General features: G+C 64.2%; 7 protein-coding genes. All 7 read right to left on the reverse strand.

Annotation, left to right across the window (positions count from 1 at the left end; all coding sequences use genetic code 11):
• Nucleotides 1-2: 2 nt before the first annotated feature.
• Nucleotides 3-2,912 (reverse strand): glycosyl hydrolase, encoded by a 2,910-nt coding sequence (locus ACMQ11_RS00655; RefSeq protein WP_418990727.1) that lies wholly within the window; start codon nucleotides 2,910-2,912, stop codon nucleotides 3-5.
• Nucleotides 2,909-6,109 (reverse strand): DUF4450 domain-containing protein, encoded by a 3,201-nt coding sequence (locus tag ACMQ11_RS00660; RefSeq protein WP_418990728.1) that lies wholly within the window; start codon nucleotides 6,107-6,109, stop codon nucleotides 2,909-2,911. The genes ACMQ11_RS00655 and ACMQ11_RS00660 overlap by 4 nt, the downstream gene beginning before the upstream one ends.
• A gap of 3 nt (nucleotides 6,110-6,112) precedes the next feature.
• Nucleotides 6,113-8,215 carry a hypothetical protein gene (locus tag ACMQ11_RS00665; protein ID WP_418990729.1) on the reverse strand — a complete coding sequence of 701 codons (2,103 nt, stop codon included), beginning with the start codon at nucleotides 8,213-8,215 and terminating at the stop codon, nucleotides 6,113-6,115.
• 130 nt (nucleotides 8,216-8,345) lie between these two features.
• Nucleotides 8,346-10,211 carry a hypothetical protein gene (locus tag ACMQ11_RS00670; protein WP_418990730.1) on the reverse strand — a complete coding sequence of 622 codons (1,866 nt, stop codon included), beginning with the start codon at nucleotides 10,209-10,211 and terminating at the stop codon, nucleotides 8,346-8,348.
• Nucleotides 10,212-10,224: 13 nt separating this feature from the next.
• Entirely contained in the window at nucleotides 10,225-11,760 is a 1,536-nt protein-coding gene (locus tag ACMQ11_RS00675) for a pectate lyase family protein (protein WP_418990731.1), read from the reverse strand.
• 90 nt (nucleotides 11,761-11,850) lie between these two features.
• A complete protein-coding gene (locus ACMQ11_RS00680) occupies nucleotides 11,851-13,908 on the reverse strand; it encodes a RagB/SusD family nutrient uptake outer membrane protein (RefSeq protein WP_418990732.1) in 2,058 nt (685 codons plus the stop codon).
• A 15-nt stretch (nucleotides 13,909-13,923) separates the two neighbouring features.
• Nucleotides 13,924-17,172: a SusC/RagA family TonB-linked outer membrane protein gene (locus ACMQ11_RS00685; protein ID WP_418990733.1), complete on the reverse strand. Its 3,249-nt coding sequence runs from the start codon at nucleotides 17,170-17,172 to the stop codon at nucleotides 13,924-13,926.
• Nucleotides 17,173-17,289 lie beyond the last annotated feature (117 nt).

Below are 17,289 nucleotides of genomic sequence, written 5' to 3' on the forward strand. Positions count from 1 at the left end.
GGTTATCGGTTTTCGTATTCGTCGATTTTCTGTACGGGCGTCAGCGTGACGGGCGCGTTGAGCCCGCTCGGCACGACCTCCCACTGGCCGAAATCGAACTCTTTGGCATTGGTGACGCTCGCCACGTTGGCATCCTTGAAGATGCGCCACCTGACGCCCCGCCGCTCCATGTCGGCGATGCGGTTGGCCGGGAGGTTCGTCACGTCGACCTCGAGCGTGTTCTCGCCGGCGCGGAGCCAGCGCCCGATGCGGAGGGTGAAAGGCACCGACCACAGCACGCCGACAGGGTGGCCGTTGACCCGAACGGCGGCGCTCTCGCGCACGTCGCCCAGATCGAGCACCCAGTCGGCCGCGGTTTCCGGGTCGTCCAAAGTGAATGTCAGGCTGTACCGGGCCGTGCCGACGTTGACCGAAGCCACCGGATCGGCAATCTCGGTCCACGAGTGGGGCGTGTCGATGATATAGCTCTTTTCGGCCGGGTCGGCAGCTTCGATCCCGATCCGCTCGCGGTTGAGCATTCGGGCGGCCTGTTCGTGTCCGGCGTCCGGTGCGTTGTTGCGGGAACCCATTGCGGGGTCGCTCTCCAGAAACTGCAACACCCAGTTGCGGTCCAGTGTGCGCGTGCGTTCGGTGTCCGGGACGTAGTAGTTCCACGCTTCGGGAGCCTCGGCTGGCGGCTCGGGGAAGCATTTCAGCAGCATCGAACCTCCGGCGGGCAGTTGCAGCCTCACGTCGGTCGTTCCCTCCGCGTCGGTGCGCGTCAGGGCCATGCCGCGCTCCCCCGTGAGGGGGTCGAACAGCTCCACGGCGGCGGCGCGGGTCGAGAGCGTGACCCAGCCGTCCACGGCGCGGCTGCCGAGCAGGGCGAGGAAGTAGTTTTTGCCCCCGACCTCGTTCGTGCGGCGGATCATCTGCCCGCCCTCGAGGAAGCGCAGCGGTTCGGGCCTTGCACCCGTCGCCGCGAGCACCTCGGCATACTTGCGCCCGGTGATGAAGCGCCCCTTGCCATACGCGGTTACGGTCGTGCCGTCCGATGCGGTCAGCCCGGGCAGCTCCCGGAAGAGTTTTCGGAGGGCCTTGCGGCGGCGTTTGAGGTCCGAGAGCCCCGGCACGTCGTCGGGCACCGAACCGATGAACGCCACCGTGGCACCCTCGCGCACGAACTCCGCGAGCCGCCGCATGCTCTCGAGCGGCATCAGGCGGCAGTCGGGCAGGACGAGGGCGCGGTAGCGGGCGCCGCCCTCGCTGACCAAGGTACCATCCGCCTCCACGCGAAGCGTTCGCAGGTAGCGGTCCGAGAGGTAGTCGCAGTCGTACCCCGCGGCCAGCACGGTCTGCACGGCCTGCTTGAAGCGGGGCATCGTGCGATCCATCTTGTGGATGTCGAACATCAGGAACTGCTTGCCCTGCTGCTCGCGCCAGATGTCGTAGAGCGGGAGGTAGAGAAGCAGGTCGTTGTCGGGCTCCCCGGCCGTGAGAAACGCCTGACAGCGCGCCACATAGCCGAACAACCCCTGGGCGTCGCGCCAGATGGAGTTGGTGGGCGAGAGGTTGACCGTGGCGTAGAAGAGCCAGCCGGGGAATGCGGCTCCGGCGGGCGAGTAGGGTGCGCCGTGGAAATAGAGGTGGTTGACTCCCGCGGCGAACATCTGGTCGATCTCGGGCTTGCAGAGCGCGAGCGGCGTGCGGAAATGCTCGGTCAGCCACGTCAGGGCCTCGGCCGAGGTTTGCCGCTTGCCCGTCAGGTGCGCGGCCGAGGAGGCGAATTTGAGCACCGCGGGGTCCGCGTCGTTCTCGCGCGAGGGTCCGTCGTCGCGGTGCAGGCCCGGAATGGCGAACGGCGTCTGCCCGAACGACTCGCACTCGGGGATATCCACCGCGGCGTAGAGGTCGATGATGTTGCCCGGCGAGCCGTGTGCCTGGTTGCGGGTCCTCACGCCGCGGGCGTGGGCCCAGGCGGTCCAGGGCCGGGTGAAATTCGCAAGGAGCATCTCGAAGAGCGTCCGGCGGTAGTCCGACACCACGCGGGCCGAAAGGTCGCTGCCGTCGCGCGCCAGAAATTCGGGCAGGTACTCCTCGAGCCGGTAGCCGTTCAGGCGCTCGAATGCTGCGAGCAGCCGGTCGTCCCAGTCGGCGCCGTAGACCTCGAACGAGTCGTTGAAAAAGGTGTTCGGCCAGGGGCAGCCCGACGCGGCGAACGCCTCGTCGAAACGACGGAGGTAGTGGCCGAGCGCCGTGCTGTCGTAGTGGTTCATCACCAGCCCCGCGCCGCCCGGCGCCGCGCGCTTGACCTTTTGCAGGGTTCGGCCCGAAAAGAGGGCATACACGTTCCACTCCCCGCGCGGGGCGCGCCAGCGCAGCAGCGTGTCGCCGCCGACACGCTCCGTCAGGTCGAGGCGGCGTCGGCCGTCGAACGCCATCACCCGTTCGAGCTTGGCCAGCGGCTGCTGGCGCGGGTCGCGCGGGCGGATTTTATCGGCAATGCACTCGCCCTTGCGGAGCGTCCACTCCTCGACGATGCGTTTGCGGGCGCTGTGGTCGGTCGAGATGTTCGGACCGCCGAACGGCCAGCCCGTGCAGTTGCTCATGTCGATCTCGATCCCCAGCCGTTCGCCCTCCGAGATCGTGTGGCGCAGCATCTCCATCCAGCGGGGCGAGAGGTAGTCGATGTCGCTGGCCTCGTTGCCCTGAACCCCGTAGATGGGGGTGATCTCCACGCCCCCTATGCCCTTTTGGGCAAACTGTTCGAGGTTGTAGGTCAGCCCTTCGCGGTCCACGGCGCTGCCGGGCCACCACCAGCGCACGAAAGGTTTGTGGTCGCGCGCCACGGGGTACCAGTCGGTCGGCTGCTGCGCCCGCACCAGGGGCGCTGCGGCGACGAGGAGGAGAGTCGTAAGCAGGGTTCGTTTCATGGTTCGGGATTTTGGAGGGTCACGGCCATCAGGCCGATCACCACGTCGTTCGAGAGCGTCTCCAGTTCCAGCTCTTTCAGTTCGCGCGACGGATCGAGCGCGATGTCCAGCACCACGCCCGCGCCGCCGTCGATCCGGCGTCCGTATACTCCGTCGATACCCAGCTCGTCGCCCAGCGTGCGGCTCATACGCCCCGAACCCAAATACAGGCGGTAGGGCGGCAGCCACCCGTCGCCCGGAGCAAAAGCGTGTGCGTCGTAGTAAAAGTCCTGCTCGACGGGCGCCCAGTTGTCGGGGTTGACCAGTTCGGTCGTCTGCTCGGTGCCGTCGGCATAGCGGATGCGGACCACTCCGTTGGCGATGCGGCACTGCATGTGGTTGGTCGAGCCGGCCAAGAGGAGGTAGGCATGCGCGGCGCGGCCCGAAAGGGGTACCGCGGCCCGGTCGGGGTAGTTGTCCCAAAGTGAGGTAAAGAGAATATTGCGTCCCTCGCGCGGCAGGCGGAACGCGATGCCCGGAGCCGTCTGCAAAAGCCCGTCGGCCCCGATAGCGGCCCGCAGTCCGCTGTCGTCGATCTCAGCGGTCTCGGTGGGGTGGCACCACTCGCCGATCCCCTGCACGGGCAGCTGGAGCGTCGTGCACGCGGGGCGCGGCGAGAGGTAGCGGCTCCGGAAAATATCCGTCACCGAGGCGTTGTACGCAGGTGCGAGGTCCACCGTGCGGAACAGTTCGGGCCGGATGTCCGTAAAACCGTTCTCCGGGGCGGGCGTCTCGCTGAGGTCGGGTTCCTCGGGGAGCCACCACGCCAGACCGTCGGCCGTCACCTCGTGGAATGCGATGTCGCCCTCAAAGCGGATGTTGCTCGTGGCACGGGGTTCGGCCGCCGGGCCGCTGCAGTCGATGACTACCGTTGCGACCGGTTCGGTTCCGGCGTCGATGCGGATGCGGGGCACTCCGACCGAGTTCTCGACCCCGCTCCACGCGGCTTCGCGGCCGTTGACGCGCACGCTGCGCAGCCCCTCGGCCGCCACGACCAGCCAGATGCGGGTATCGCCTCCGTAGCGGTTTTCGATCCGGTAGGTCGAGACGCCCTGCGTGCGTTCGAACGTGTAGGCGATCTGCGGCAGCGCGATCGAGGCATGGTCCCACGCGGCTGGAAATCCAGGTCGCAGTTCGACCGCTGGGCGTTCGCCGATCCGGTCGGGCCGGATGCCGAAGAGCCCCTCGGTGAGCGCCCGCGACCAGACCCCGACGGGGTCGGCGAAATCACGGTAACACTCGCCGCGTGCGGCGTCGAGGTGGCTGATCTGCCCGAAATTCAGGGGCGACGTGCCCAGATACATGTTGTCCATCGCCACGCTCTTCATCAGGCGGAACGCCTCCTCGGGCCGGTCGGCCTGCCAGTAGGCGAGCGCCGTGTGCATCACCTCGGCGATGGCCACGTTGTTGATGCTCCACGAGTAGGGTTTCCAGTCGGTCGTCGAGACGAGGTGGTAGGCGCCCTCGTCGAAATCGCGCGAGCGGAGCGGAATGCGGGGAATCCGCTCGTCGAGGTAGCGGGTCGAGGCCCAGGCCCGCAGCGGGTCCGTGGTTTCGGAATCGAGCGCGTGGTAGATCGTCCACACGGCGGCCGAGGGGTGCACCCGGCGGTGACCCCCGAGGTCGCGGTACTCGGCCCAGTGCCCCTCGTCGGGGAGCCACAGCTCGCGGTGCATGGCGGCCAGGATCGAGTCGGCCTCGGCGCGGTAGGGCGTGCCGTCCAGCCCGATCCGACAGGCGATGCGGGCCGCCTCGCGGTTGGCGAAATAGTTATAGGCTGAGGCGTGCGTGACCGCCCCGCCCGCGTAGTAGAGCGCATCGCTGGCCCAGATGCAGCAGTAGGCGTCGTAGAGGTGGTCGCCGTCGGGGTCGAAATTGCGTTTTTCCCACGCGAGGTGACGCTCGATGACCGGGAAAATCCGCCGCATGCAGGCCGTGTCGCCCGTGTGGCGCAGGTGGCGCACGAGGGCGTCGATGTAGACCAGATTCATGTCGTAGTGCGACATTTCGTCTTTCTTGCCCGGGCGGCGGCAGATGTAGCCGTTGCTGTACATGGGTGTGCCCCAGCGCTTCTCGGCGCGGGCGAGGTTGAGGGCCGAATCCTGTCGCGGGTGGTCGAAAACGGGTTCGATGTCCGTAACCTGGTTGGCGGCGTAGGTGTCGAAATGGGTGCGGGCGCGGTCGTGCCAGCCGATCGCGTCGCCCACGTAGGCGCCCCGCCACCCCAGGTGGGGCGTGCGCCAGCCGATTGCGCCGTGCAGCCACGCCCGGCCGCTCCAGATGCCGTCGGCCGCTACGGCGAGCGCGCCGCCGATGGGGTCGATCCACGGGTCGGGCGTCGAGATCGAGAGCGTCGAGGCGATTGCGGTCCGCTCGCGCTCGGCCTGCGTCAGGAGGGCGGGAAGCTCCTGCTCGGTGCGAGGCGCGACGTCCGCCGGAAAGAGGGCGATGCAGCGCTTCTCGCCGGGTGCCAACACCATTTCGCCCTCGAATGCGGGCAGCTCCGTGATGCGGTGCGATTCTGTCGGGACCACCAGCGTCAGCGTCTTGCGCTCCTTGGCGCCGTAGCCGATCTTCACGACGTTGCCCGTTACCTCGTAGGTGTTGCCCGCGCAGTACTCCGGCTTCAGATCGAAGCAGTCGGGCCGGTCCACCCCGAGGTCGCCCTCGCGGTAGAATTTCTTGTCCGCCACGCCGCCGAAGCGGATGCCGATGCGCTGCTCGCTCTCGGAGCCGTTCGCAATGCGCCACAGCGCGGCGTCTTCCGAGCGCCGGACCTGCACCTCGATGCGGATGCGGCCCTCGTCGAGCGAGTAGTCCATGCGTCCGGGCGTGTAGCGGGCTTCGCAAGTGATGTGGTTGCAGTCGAGTTGCAAGTTGCCGCCCATGCGCGGCAGGTAGAGCCCGAATTCGGGGTAGTCGCTGCACTCCACGCGGAACCCCGTGTGTGCGCCGTAGAGCGCGCGGTTGAAGCGGGCCGTGCCGTCCGTGGCCGCCACCGACCCGTCGCCTGCGGGCCGGTAGTGCAGGGGCCGTTCGCTGCCTGACGTGAGGTTGTAGGTGTAGTCCTCGTTCAGGCGGGCGGGCTTCACAGACTGGGCCTGCAAAAGCACCGCCGGCAGCGCTGCTGCGAGGAGAAGACAGATCGTGCGTTTCATGGGCTAAGGCATGGGTTTGATTCCCTCCCACCGCACGTCCCACGTGCCGTCTTTCGGGAAGCCGGGGTTTTCCGTCTGGCAGCCGTCCCAGCCGGCACACATGAGCGCCACGGCCGTCAAGAGACCGCCGTTGCCGGGCAGGTAGCAGCGCAGCCGCTTGTCCTGGTAGTTGTGGCCGTTGGGGAGGTAGGTGTTGGTGCGTTTCTCCATCATGAGGGCGTTCAGCGCCTTTTCAGGCTCGCCCAGCCGCACGGCGTTCATGGCCGTGGTGGGGTAGTCCCAGCCCCAGGTGCGGCCCCAGTTCCAGTTGTCGTAGATCCAGTCGAAGGTGTCGTGCATGATGTCTTCGCGCACCAGCGGGCATTTGGGCAGCACGCCCAGCGCGGCCAGCACGGCCATGTGGTCCGACGTGAAGCGGATGTCCCGGTAGGTGTCGGTCGCCGTCTCGGCCGCAAGGTAGAGCCCGTCCTGTGCGGCCAGCGGCGAGAGCTTGTCGATGCACTCGTCCCAGTCGAGGTTGCGCCGCTCGCCCCGCCGCTCGCGCCATTTCTGGGCCGTGGAGAGGGCGAAATGCCAGTAAGAGAGTTCGAACGGCGGGTTCACGGTCTCCGCGGCACGCAGAGTCTCCTGTGCCGGAATGGCGCCGCGCAGGATGTAGCGGTTCTCCATGCCGTCGTACTCCGCGAACGAGTACATGAACGCCGCGGTCTGTTGCACCAGGTCGTAATAGGCGTCCAGCACCTCCTCGGACGGATCGGCGCGGTAGAGCAACTCCGCCAGGTAGATCAGATGGGGCTGCTGCCAGATGAGGAACGAACCCACCTTGGAGGGGGCTTCGGTGGCCGACGGATCGGTCATCTTCATCCACCTCAGCCCGTCGAAGCCCTGGCGGGCGGCGATCTCGCGGGCCACGGGAGCCGCCGAGCGGTACCATGGCAGCGTGCGCGCGAGCAGCTCTTCGTGGCCCCACAGCGCGAACTGCGCCTGGTGCCACCAGATCATTTCGAGGTGGAACTTGCCGAACCAGGAGTTGTACGTCAGGCCGGTCTCCTGCGGGGGCGTCGAGCCGGCGCACTGCACGGCCAGCAGGTATTGCGACAGCACCACGCGGCGTTCGAGTTCTTTGGCCCGCGGGTCGGTGCAGCGGCTGAAATCCACCGCGCCGCCCTGCTGCCAGAATGCCTGCCACCACGCTGCCGATGCCGCCTGCGATGCTTCGGCGTCGGCACGCTCGGCCGAGGGCATGTCGGGCGTAAATTCCACAGCCAGCGTCCATTCGTCGGCCGTCGGGCGGATCACGAGCGCATTCCGCCCCCGCATTTCAGGCGTGGCGGCGCCGGTCCAGGAGAGTTTCACATAGTAAACGGTCTTGTCGAGCGTGCGGCGGACGATGGCCCAGCCGTCGCCCGAGGCGACGATTTCGGTCGTGTGCAGGTCGTCCCGGGTCCAGTCGCAGGCGTCGTCGGCATGGCCGCCCGTGGGGTAGGGAAAGCGCACGGCTACGGGGATGCGCGCGGCGGTGCGGATGTGTGCGGCGATCTGATCCTTTTCGGGGTCGCACGAGGTCTCGACCGCCACTTGCTGTCCCGCTGCGGTGAACGACGAGCGCAGCACGCCGTGCCACATGTCGAGCGTCTGGTCCACGCCGGCAATCTCGTCGGGCGAGAGGCCGTCGAAGCCCACGATACCCAGGTGCAGGCGGTGGGGGTTCACGCGGAACCAGTTGGCCGCGTCGCGCTGGCGGCCCGGCTCGTTGAACTGGACCGAATAGGGCTCCTGCCGTCCGCGGCCGAAATCGTAGTCGCGCAGCGTCTCGTCGTGGGTGAATCCCTCGGGATTGGGGAATGCGTGCCAGCCCCACTGGCTCTGGGTTCCGAGCGGAACGCCCAGGCGGTAGGCCTCGGGAAAGGTTTGCAGTCCGGTCACGTCGGCCGTGAATGCGAATTCGCCGTTGCCGACCGTGAGCGACGCGAGGGTGTCGATCGCCGTTACGTGCGGGTTGTTGCGCTCGACGAGCGCCGCGCGGTCGATCTGCTGGGAGTTCGCGCCGCAGCTTGCAAGCAGCAGGGCCGCAGCGGCCCCGACGAGGGTCGATAGTCTGAGCATCTTCATTTGGGTTTTTATCCAGTGTCAAATTTAAGCATTTTCCCCGAAAAACCGTCCTGCGGTGGGGTTATAATGGAAGATGGCCCGTGCTGGAGCGCGTAGCCATCTTCCTGAATGTGTGCGGTACGGTCTATTTTACTTTTACGCAGCGTACCGAGTAGGCGTTGCCGCGGCAGTTGCCCTTGCCCGTAGCCGTCGGGTTATCGCCCTTGATGATGATATAGGCGCCGTTGGCGTCCTTGCCGCCGACGGGGCAGCTCTTGAACGTCGAGCCGTCTACGCCGCAGTCCTGCAAGTTGCCGCTCGTGCGGTTGTAGAGACCCGCGGCCGGGTACCAGATATTGCTGTTGCCGTTGTAGTCGAAGAGCAGCCCCTTGTTCGATTCATCTTTCTTCCATCCGGTTCCGGGGAAAATCGAGGTCGAAGCGTCCTTGAGCCAGACGTCGTTCGGGGCGACCATGTACCCGGCGGGGCAGGGGTCGTAGATCGACTTCTTGAGCGTTGCGGCCGGGGGGTTGTTGTAGCCCTCGGGGTTGCCCCACAGCGCGTCGTCGGCATACTTGAGCCAGTCGTTGGCGTATTGATACGGCTTGGACGAGGTGCTCGACTTGGAGTTGGCGCGCATGAGGTAGACCATCGGGTTGGCGATGGCGAAAGGCATCTCCTTGCTCGATCCGCCTGCCTGCGACTTGGGCCGTGCGACCGTTCCGGACTCGTTGTAGAGCGTTCTGGTCCAGGTCGGGCCCGACGCGGCGTCGCCGCTGGGGAACGGGTCCTTGCGGCCCCACTCGTAGAGCAGACCGATGGCGTCGGCGTCGTAGGGGGTGGCCGAGGTCGCGCCCAGGTTGCGGTCCATCACGACGTAATGATTACCCAGCGCGTTGGTGCCGTAGTCGTGGTCGGCGGTCTCGGTCACCCAGATGTGGAACGACCAGAGCACAGCGCCTGCCTTGTCGCAGATAGCCACCACGGCGTTGCCCCGCTCGCCCGAGAGGGTCGCGGTGAACGACTTGCGGTCCGAGGCGAGTTTGACGCCCGAGATGAAGCCCGTCGAAACGTCGTTCCAGAGCACCTTGGCCGAGGTGGCCAGCAGGTTCTTCTCGTCGGCGACCTTGTTGTCGTTCTCGTAGGCGTAGACCGAACTGCGGGTGGTGCGGACCGCGCAGTCGACCTTGACGGAGGTCGAGCCGGGAGCCACCACGATGGAGTTGGCCGTGCCGTAGTAGATCGTCGAGGGGTAGTCGATCTCCGTGAGCTCGGCCAGGAGGGCTTTGCGGCCCTCGATCCGCTGACCGCGCAGGTCGAGCGTGGTCGAAGCGACGCCCTTGGTGGTGGTGATCTTCACGTCGAGCACGTCGCGGAACGTGAGCGGCGGCATGACGAACAGCAGGTCGGCGCCCTCCTTGGTGTCGATGCTGCCCTTCATCGTCAGCGTCTGCGTGGCGTTGCCCAGGATGTAGACCTCGCCCGTGCGGGCGTCGATCCGCACGTCGCCCGCGAGCACGTATTCGGCCGATTTGAGCTCGACGCTCGACACCGAGGCGAACGACTCGTCGGGAGGTGCCGGAATGCGCACCTGGAGAGCGCCCAGCACGGGCTGGAGCTCGATGCCCTGCTCCAGGTTTTCGTTATCGGCGAACGCGCAGATCGGGAAGATGCTCTTGTCCACGCCGCCGGCCGTGTAGTTCTGGGTCGCGGGCAGGTTGTATTCCAGGACGGAGCCCTCGCGCCGCAGCGGCTCGGGGTAGTAGGCGAAATACTCGAGCTCGGGGGTCACGTCGTGCAGGTTGATCTCTCCGGTGCCCATGATCATGCAGGCCATCCCGTTGATCCAAATCTTGTCGCCCGTTCCGACCGAGGTCTTCAGCTCCGCGTCGTCCGCATAACTCACGGTCGCCGTGTAGGGTTTGTAGACCGTGATCGTCTCGTCGTCGCTGCACCCTGCGGCTGCGAGTGCCAGGGAGGCGATAGTCACGTATTTTATCCAGTTTTTCATCGTTGTGCAGCAGTTATTGGTTGTTGGTGGTGTTTTCGAGCGTGAAGATGTAGTTCTCCAGGTTCATGTAGCCGTTGTTGGCGATTTTTGCGGCATCCGACGGGTCGTTCTTGTCCAGACCGTTGGCGTCCTCGAACGCATCGGGCATGCCGTCGTGGTCCGTGTCGAGCGGCTTGTTGTTCGCGGTATCCATCTGCTGCCAGGTGTCGGCCAGCGGGTAGTGCTTCGGGTCGGTCTGGTCGCGCAGGATCGTACCCTTGGTGCCCAGCGACGCGAGCTCCTCGATCATGTAGGCGTCCACCTTGTCGCGGCGGGGCAGCGAAGCGCCCACGTTGGCTACCACCCACTCGTAAGCCTCCGCGGCCGAGGTCATCACACCGATCACGGGGTGCTCTTCGGGCCGGGCGTCGAGGAACGTGGGGCCGTCCCAGCCGTTGAGCGCCTCGAAATTCGTGCGGGTGATCTCCTCGCCGTCGAGCGAGCCGTTCTTGTTCCGGTCGTAGTAATTGCCCACGCACCAGGTCTTGAATCCGTCGTTGCCGCGGCTGAACGGAGCGGCGGCTCCCTCCTGACGGCGCAGTTCGTAGTACTTGCCCTCGGTGGCGACCGTGCAGTTTTCCGTATCGGCGATCACCTGCTCCCACGTATCGGGGTATTTCTCCTTGATGTCGTCCAGACCGGTGTTGCGCCATGTCCAGCAGGGACCCGTGATGAAATAGTTGTTCTGGATGTCCGTGAGCGACTCACCCGACGAATCTCCGCCCATGATGTAGGCGCCGCCGTTGCCCCAGTTGTAGATCACGTTGTTGACGTACTGATTCAGGCCCTTGATCTTGAAATTGCGCGTGCCGTTGTCGATCAACAGGTTGCGGAAGATCGTCACGCCCTCGTCGGTGTTGGTCTGGATCAGACCGCCGGCCGAGTGGTTCATGCAGCCCTGGCCGATGATCGAGTTCTGGATGGTGATGTTGCGCGGACGGGTGCCCTTGTTGTCGGCGTTGATCGAGAAATTCTCGTCCGTGCCCCAGGTGAACGAGCAGTGGTCGTAGATCACGTGCTCGCCGCTCGAGAGGCCACCGGCGTCCATGTTGTCGCTGCCGCCGACCTGACGGCCCGTGCGGATGCGCATGTAGCGCACGATCAGGTTCGAAGCGCCCGACGAGCTGACGCGCCCGTTGTAGAGCACCACGCCGTCGCCCGGCGCGGTCTGGAAGAGGATCGTCTGGTTGCTCTTGAGCACCACGGCTCCTTTGTTGAGATCGATCACGCCCGCCACGTCGAACAGCACGACGCGGTTGGGCTTGCTCACGGCGTCGGCGAACGAACCCTCGCCCGAGGCGTTGAGGTTGGTGACGTGGACGATTTCGCCGCCGCGGCCGCCCGTGGCGAAGCGGCCGAAGCCCTCGGCGCCGGGGAATGCGAGCACCTGGCCGTAGTCTGGAAAGACGCCCCCTTTGTTGGCCGCCTCGTAGATCGTGTCGTCGCTGCATCCGTTCCCCGCGAAGAGCGCGGCGCAGAGGGGCAGCAGATAGGTCATATATCGTTTCATGTGTATGGTCGTTTTACGGTTTTTCGAATTTTCGGAACGGCGGCGGTACCGGCGGGCCGAACCCGCCGGATACGCGCCATATGCGTTCCGCTATTTGTAGCCGGGGTGCTGCGTGAGGTTGGGGTTGTCGATGATCGGGTGTCCGGCGGCTTTGGCTGCAAAGGGCAGCAGCTCCACGCAGTTCTCCTTGAAGCCGTAGTAGATGCCGTCCGAACCGTCGGCCGCCCTGATCCAGTCGGGGTACTTGCCGCCGTTCTCGGCCGAACCGGTGGGCTTGGTGTAGATGATGTTTCCGATCTGCAACTGGTTGAAGCCTCCCGTGAAACCTACGGCCTTGCGGGCGTTGCCGTTGAAGGTCGAGGTGTAGGCCTCGAACATGTTGACGGGATACCACTTGTCTCCGTCTTTCCAGGTCATGCCGTGGGCGCGGACGATCTCGGCCAGCGCGGTCTGGTAGGCGGCGAATTCCGAGGCGTCGGTCGGAACGGCCGTGGCCGTGGCGATCTGCTGGGCGTCGGTCAGGTCGATGAAATCGACTTTCGAGGTCTTGCCGCCCCACTCCTGGTCGTCCAACTGGTATTTGTAGAGCCGGTAGGTGGCCACCTCCGTGTAGTCGCCCGCACGGTCCGAGAGGTCCTGCATGGCCTGCCGGGTATTGGCTACCTCTTTGGCCAGCCGGTTCATGCGGATGATGTCGGTGCGCAGCATGAACTCCCCGGCGAACTCCCATTTGCGCTCCTGCAAAACGGCCTCCTCGAAATCGTCCTGCGAGGTCGGTATGGGCAGGTCGGCCACGCCGGCCCGCGTGCGCACCTCTTTCAAGGCGTCCTTGGCGCCCTGCGTGGGACCTCCGTTGAGGAAATTCTGCGCTTCGGCGTACATGAGCAGCACGTCGCTGTACCGCAATACGGGAATGTTAAGGTTGTACTTGCGCGTGGTGTTGAGCTGGACGCGCCAGTTGTGGCGGAACTTGCCGTGCATGATGCACGAATAGGTCGTTCCCACGTCCACCCACGTGTCGTCGGCTGCGCCCTTGTTGAGGAAATAGATGCTGTACGGGGCGCACGTCACATCGCGGCGCGTGTCTTTGGCATCGAACGAGAGGTAGTAGGTCGGCAGCATGAACTGCATGGCCTTGAGCGAGCCGTAGAGACCGCCGCGGGTGCCCGTATGGGCGAAACCGCCGAACTGCGAGTTGGTCGTGGCGCCGTAGTTGGAGAGCTCCCACAGCATCTCGGGCATGGTGGCCGAGAAGTTGCGCTGGCAGAAATTGTACCACAGGAACTGGAATCCGGTCATGCCGTTCTGGGCCTGCAAGAGGGTATTGCCGGGCAGCCCCATCACTTTCTCGCAGGCGTCGCTGGCGATCTGGTAAAGTTCGCGCACGCGGCCCTCGTCGCTGCGGCGCTCCATCTTCATGCTCGCGGGGTCGAGCGTTTCGAGGTTCCAGCGCAGCGAGTAGCCGCCGGCATAGAGGGCGATGCGGGCCAGGAGGGCATAGCCTGCGTCGCGCGTGAGGCGCTCGAGCGTGCCGTAGGGGTTCTCGGCCTTGGTCGGCAGGTCCTCGACGGTGGCCTGCATGTCGGAGATGATCCGGTCGTAGATCGCGTCGCGCGACGAACGGCGGGGATAGAACGTGTTGTCGTCGTTGGGGTCCATCGTTTCGAGCGGCTGCCAGACGGCCGGCACGTCGCCATAGATGCGGATCAGGTTCAGGTAGCAGAAAGCGCGGATGGCATAGGCCTCGGCCAGGAGGGCCTTGCACTTGGCCGAGCCGCCCATCTGCGAGATCTTGTCGATGGCGATGTTGGTGGCCTCGATGATGCGGTACTGCTCGCTGAAGATGGTGGTGACTGTGTAGGGCGACTGCGTGTCGTAGAAATAGTTGCAGACGTTGTACTTGGAGTTGTTGGTGGTGCCGTCCTCCGAGGAGTGCATGGCCGTGTCGCCCATGCCCAGCTGGTAGTACATCTCCTGGTGGATCAGGCCGCGGTAGCAGCCCCGGACGTAGATTTCGGCCGAGGTCTCGTCCTTGAACGCCGTTTCGGTATCGACCGTCGTGTAGGAGGGCATGTCGAGCCAGTCCTCGCAGGAGGTCCCGACGACGGAGAGCGCGGCGGCGGAGAGTATGATGAATGCTTTTTTCATGGCTTTATGTCGTTTTTAGAAAGTTAAGTTGAGACCTGCGACGTAGCTGCGCGCACGGGGATAGGCCGAGGAGTCGTAGCCCGGAGTGATGATCGGGTGGTCGTTGGCCGAGGAGACCTCGGGATCGTAGCCCGAATAGCCGGTGATCGTAGCCACGTTGTTCACCGTGAAATAGATGCGGGCGTTGCTGATGCGGATCTTCTGCATCCATTTCTTGGGGAACGTGTAGCCCAGCGTGATCTGGCCGATACGGAGGTAGGAACCGTCCTCGACGAAATAGGACGAGGGGTAGGTGATCATGGCCGTGTTGTTGTTCGACAGGCTCCAGGTGCGGCCCTTTTCGTTGGGGTTCAGCTCGCGCAGACGTGCCAGCGAAGCGGCTTTCATACCCGTCGCGGGGTCGATCAGCCGGTAGTAGTCGTTGAACTCCGTGGGGATGTTCTGGAACGAGGCATAGGGCGAGAGCGAGTGCTTGGTGGCGTTGTAAACGTCGTTGCCGATCGAGAATTTCATGAAGACCGTCAGGTCGACGCCGAAGAACATGAACGTGTTGTTGAAGCCGCCCACGCAGTCGGGCGTACCGTTGCCGATTTTGACCATCTTGCGCGTGAACTGCGTGCCGTCCTCGTTGTCTGCCGCGAATTTCATGTCTCCGGGCTGGGGCATGGCGTCGCCGTAGGGTTTGACCACGCCGTCGCGCAGGATGAGCCGCCCGTCGGTCAGTTCGATGAAATCGTCGGTGGTGTAGACGCCCTCATACTTGTAACCGTACATGTCGCCCAGACTGCGGCCCACGTTGGCGTAGTAGGTCACCGTACCCGAGCGGTTGCCGCCCTCGACGAAGGTCTTTTCGGTCTGTCCCTTTTCGAGGCTCACGACTTTCGAGCGGTTGAACGAGAGGTTCAGGTCCGAGGTCCAGCGGAAATTCTTGGCCTGGACGTTGACCGTATTGATCGAGACCTCCCAGCCGCGGTTGCGCATCTTGCCGATGTTCTGATACTGCGACTTGTAACCCGTCGAGGTCGGAATGGTGCATTTCATCAACAGGTCGTTCGACTGGTTGTTGTACCACTCGGCCGTGATGTTGAGGCGGTTGCGGAACATGGCCAGCTCCAGACCCACGTTGGCGGCGATCACCGTCTCCCACTTGAGGTCCTTGTTGCCCAGCTCCGTGCCGGGGACGTAGGCCGGGAAACCCTCGTTGTTGTTCATCGGGTAGTCCGTCTGGCTGATTTTGGTCAGGTACATGTAGGAGTCGATGTTGCAGTTACCCGTCGTACCGTAACCCACGCGCAGCTTCATTCCGTCGATGACGTTCGAAACCTTGCTGTCCTTGAAGAAATCCTCCTCCGAGATGCGCCATGCGGCCGAAACCGAGGGGAATACACCCCAGCGGTTGCCCGGAGCGAACTTGGCCGAGCCGTCGGCACGTACCGTGGCCGTCAACAGGTAGCGCTCGTCGTAGGAGTAGTTGGCACGGGCGAAGAACGATACCAGCCCGCCGTGGCCGTGTTTCGAAGTCTTCTCCTTGACGTTCGAACCCTTGATGTCGTCCAGTCCGAAATTGGGGAAAGGAAAGAGGTTGAGCTTCAGATCGACCTCTTCGGATTCGCTGTACGAAACCTCGTGGCCGGCCAGAATGCCCAGCTTGTGTTTGTCGTTGAAAGTCTGGTTGTAATTCAGCGTATTGGTGATCTGGTAGCGGTAGGACTCCTTGTTGTTGATGCCGCCGTTGATACCCTCGGTCTCGGAGTTCATGATGTAGGCCGTCGAGTTCTCGTCGGCGAACGAGGTTCCTTTGGTCTGCGACCAGCTGTAACTGCCGGCCGTGCGCCAGGTGAAATGCTTGAGGAAATCGAACTCCAGGCCGGCGTTGACGTTGAACGACCGGGCGCGTTTGAGTGAGGTCGAAGCCTCATTGGCCACGATGGGGTTGGCCGTATCGAAATTACCGTCGAGCGACGAGTAGTCGGGGTAGGTCTGGGTGTTGAGCAGCTGGTCGCGGGTGAACATGGTACCGCCGTCGATAGGCTGCATCAGGACGCTCTTCATGCCCGAGTAGGCGCCCCCGCCCTCGGTCTTCTTGTTCGAGAAACTGGTATTCAGGTCGATGCGGATGCCCTTGTAGAGCTCCGAGTTGACCTTGGCGCGGAACGTGTTTTTATAGACGCCGTGGTTCGAAAGCAGACCGTCCTGGCCGTTGTAGTTGTAGCTGAGCATGACCTGCGTCTTGTCGGTGCCGGTCATGATGTTGACGTTGTGGCTCTGGGTCATGGCCGAGCCGCCGAAGAGGCGGTCCTGCCAGTCCACGCCGCGCAGCCCGCCGTAGCGGTTGGCCATGCGCTGATAGGCTCCCGTGTAGAAATCCTCCTGGTCCGAGCCGTAGTCGTCGTCGTAGACCGAAGAGAAGCGGTGGAGGTTGCCCGAGAGGTTGGTCAGTTCGTACTGGTAGTTGGCGTACTCTTCCACGTCGGAGAGCACGTCGAGCTTCTTGGAAAGGACGTCGAACGCGAAATAGGTGTTGTAGGAGACCTGCGTCTTGCCTTTCTGGGCCGACTTGGTCGTGATGAGGATGATACCGTTCGAACCGCGGGCACCGTAGATGGCCGTGGCCGAGGCGTCTTTCAGCACGTCGATGGTCTCGATGTCGTTGATGTCGATAGCCGTCAGGGCGTCGTCCATCTCGAAGCCGTCGACGATGTAGAGCGGCTTGGTCGACTGCGTGATCGACGTACCGCCGCGGATCGTCACGTTCACACCGGCACCCGGGGCGCCGTTGGCCGTGACGATGTTCACGCCGGCCGCCTTGCCCTGCAAGGCCTGTGCGGCCGTCATGACGGGAATCTGCGCCAGGTCCTTGCCCGACACCGAGACGGTCGAGCCGGTGACGTCCTTGCGCTTGACCTTGGCGTAGCCGATGGCCACGACCTCCTCCATCATCACCGACGACTCTTCGAGCGAGGCGTCGATGCGGGTGCGGGTTCCTATCGGCTCCTTGACATCGTTGTATCCGATGTAGGAGAAATTGAGCTCTTTGGCTCCGTCGGGCACTTTAAGGGTGTAGCGTCCCGAGGCATCGGTAGTCGTGCCCACGGGATTTCCCCCCCCCTCCGCCTGGGTCAGGACCGTAACGCCGACCAGGGGTTGCCCCTTGGCGTCGGTTACGGTGCCGCCGACCGTACGGCTCTGTGCCGAAACCGTCAGGATACCGGCAAATGCCAACACGGAGGTCAGCATCGCTCGCAATAGGGTAGAAAGTTTCATACGGTAAAATTTTAGTTGGTTTGTGTTTCGTTTGTTGAATTTTCGGTGAATTCCGCCGTGCATTACAAAATTATGAATAATGACGGCCGTTTAGATCATTCTGTTGACCTAACGACT

The sequence above is a fragment of the Alistipes sp. genome (assembly GCF_048465575.1).
Taxonomy (GTDB): domain Bacteria; phylum Bacteroidota; class Bacteroidia; order Bacteroidales; family Rikenellaceae; genus Alistipes.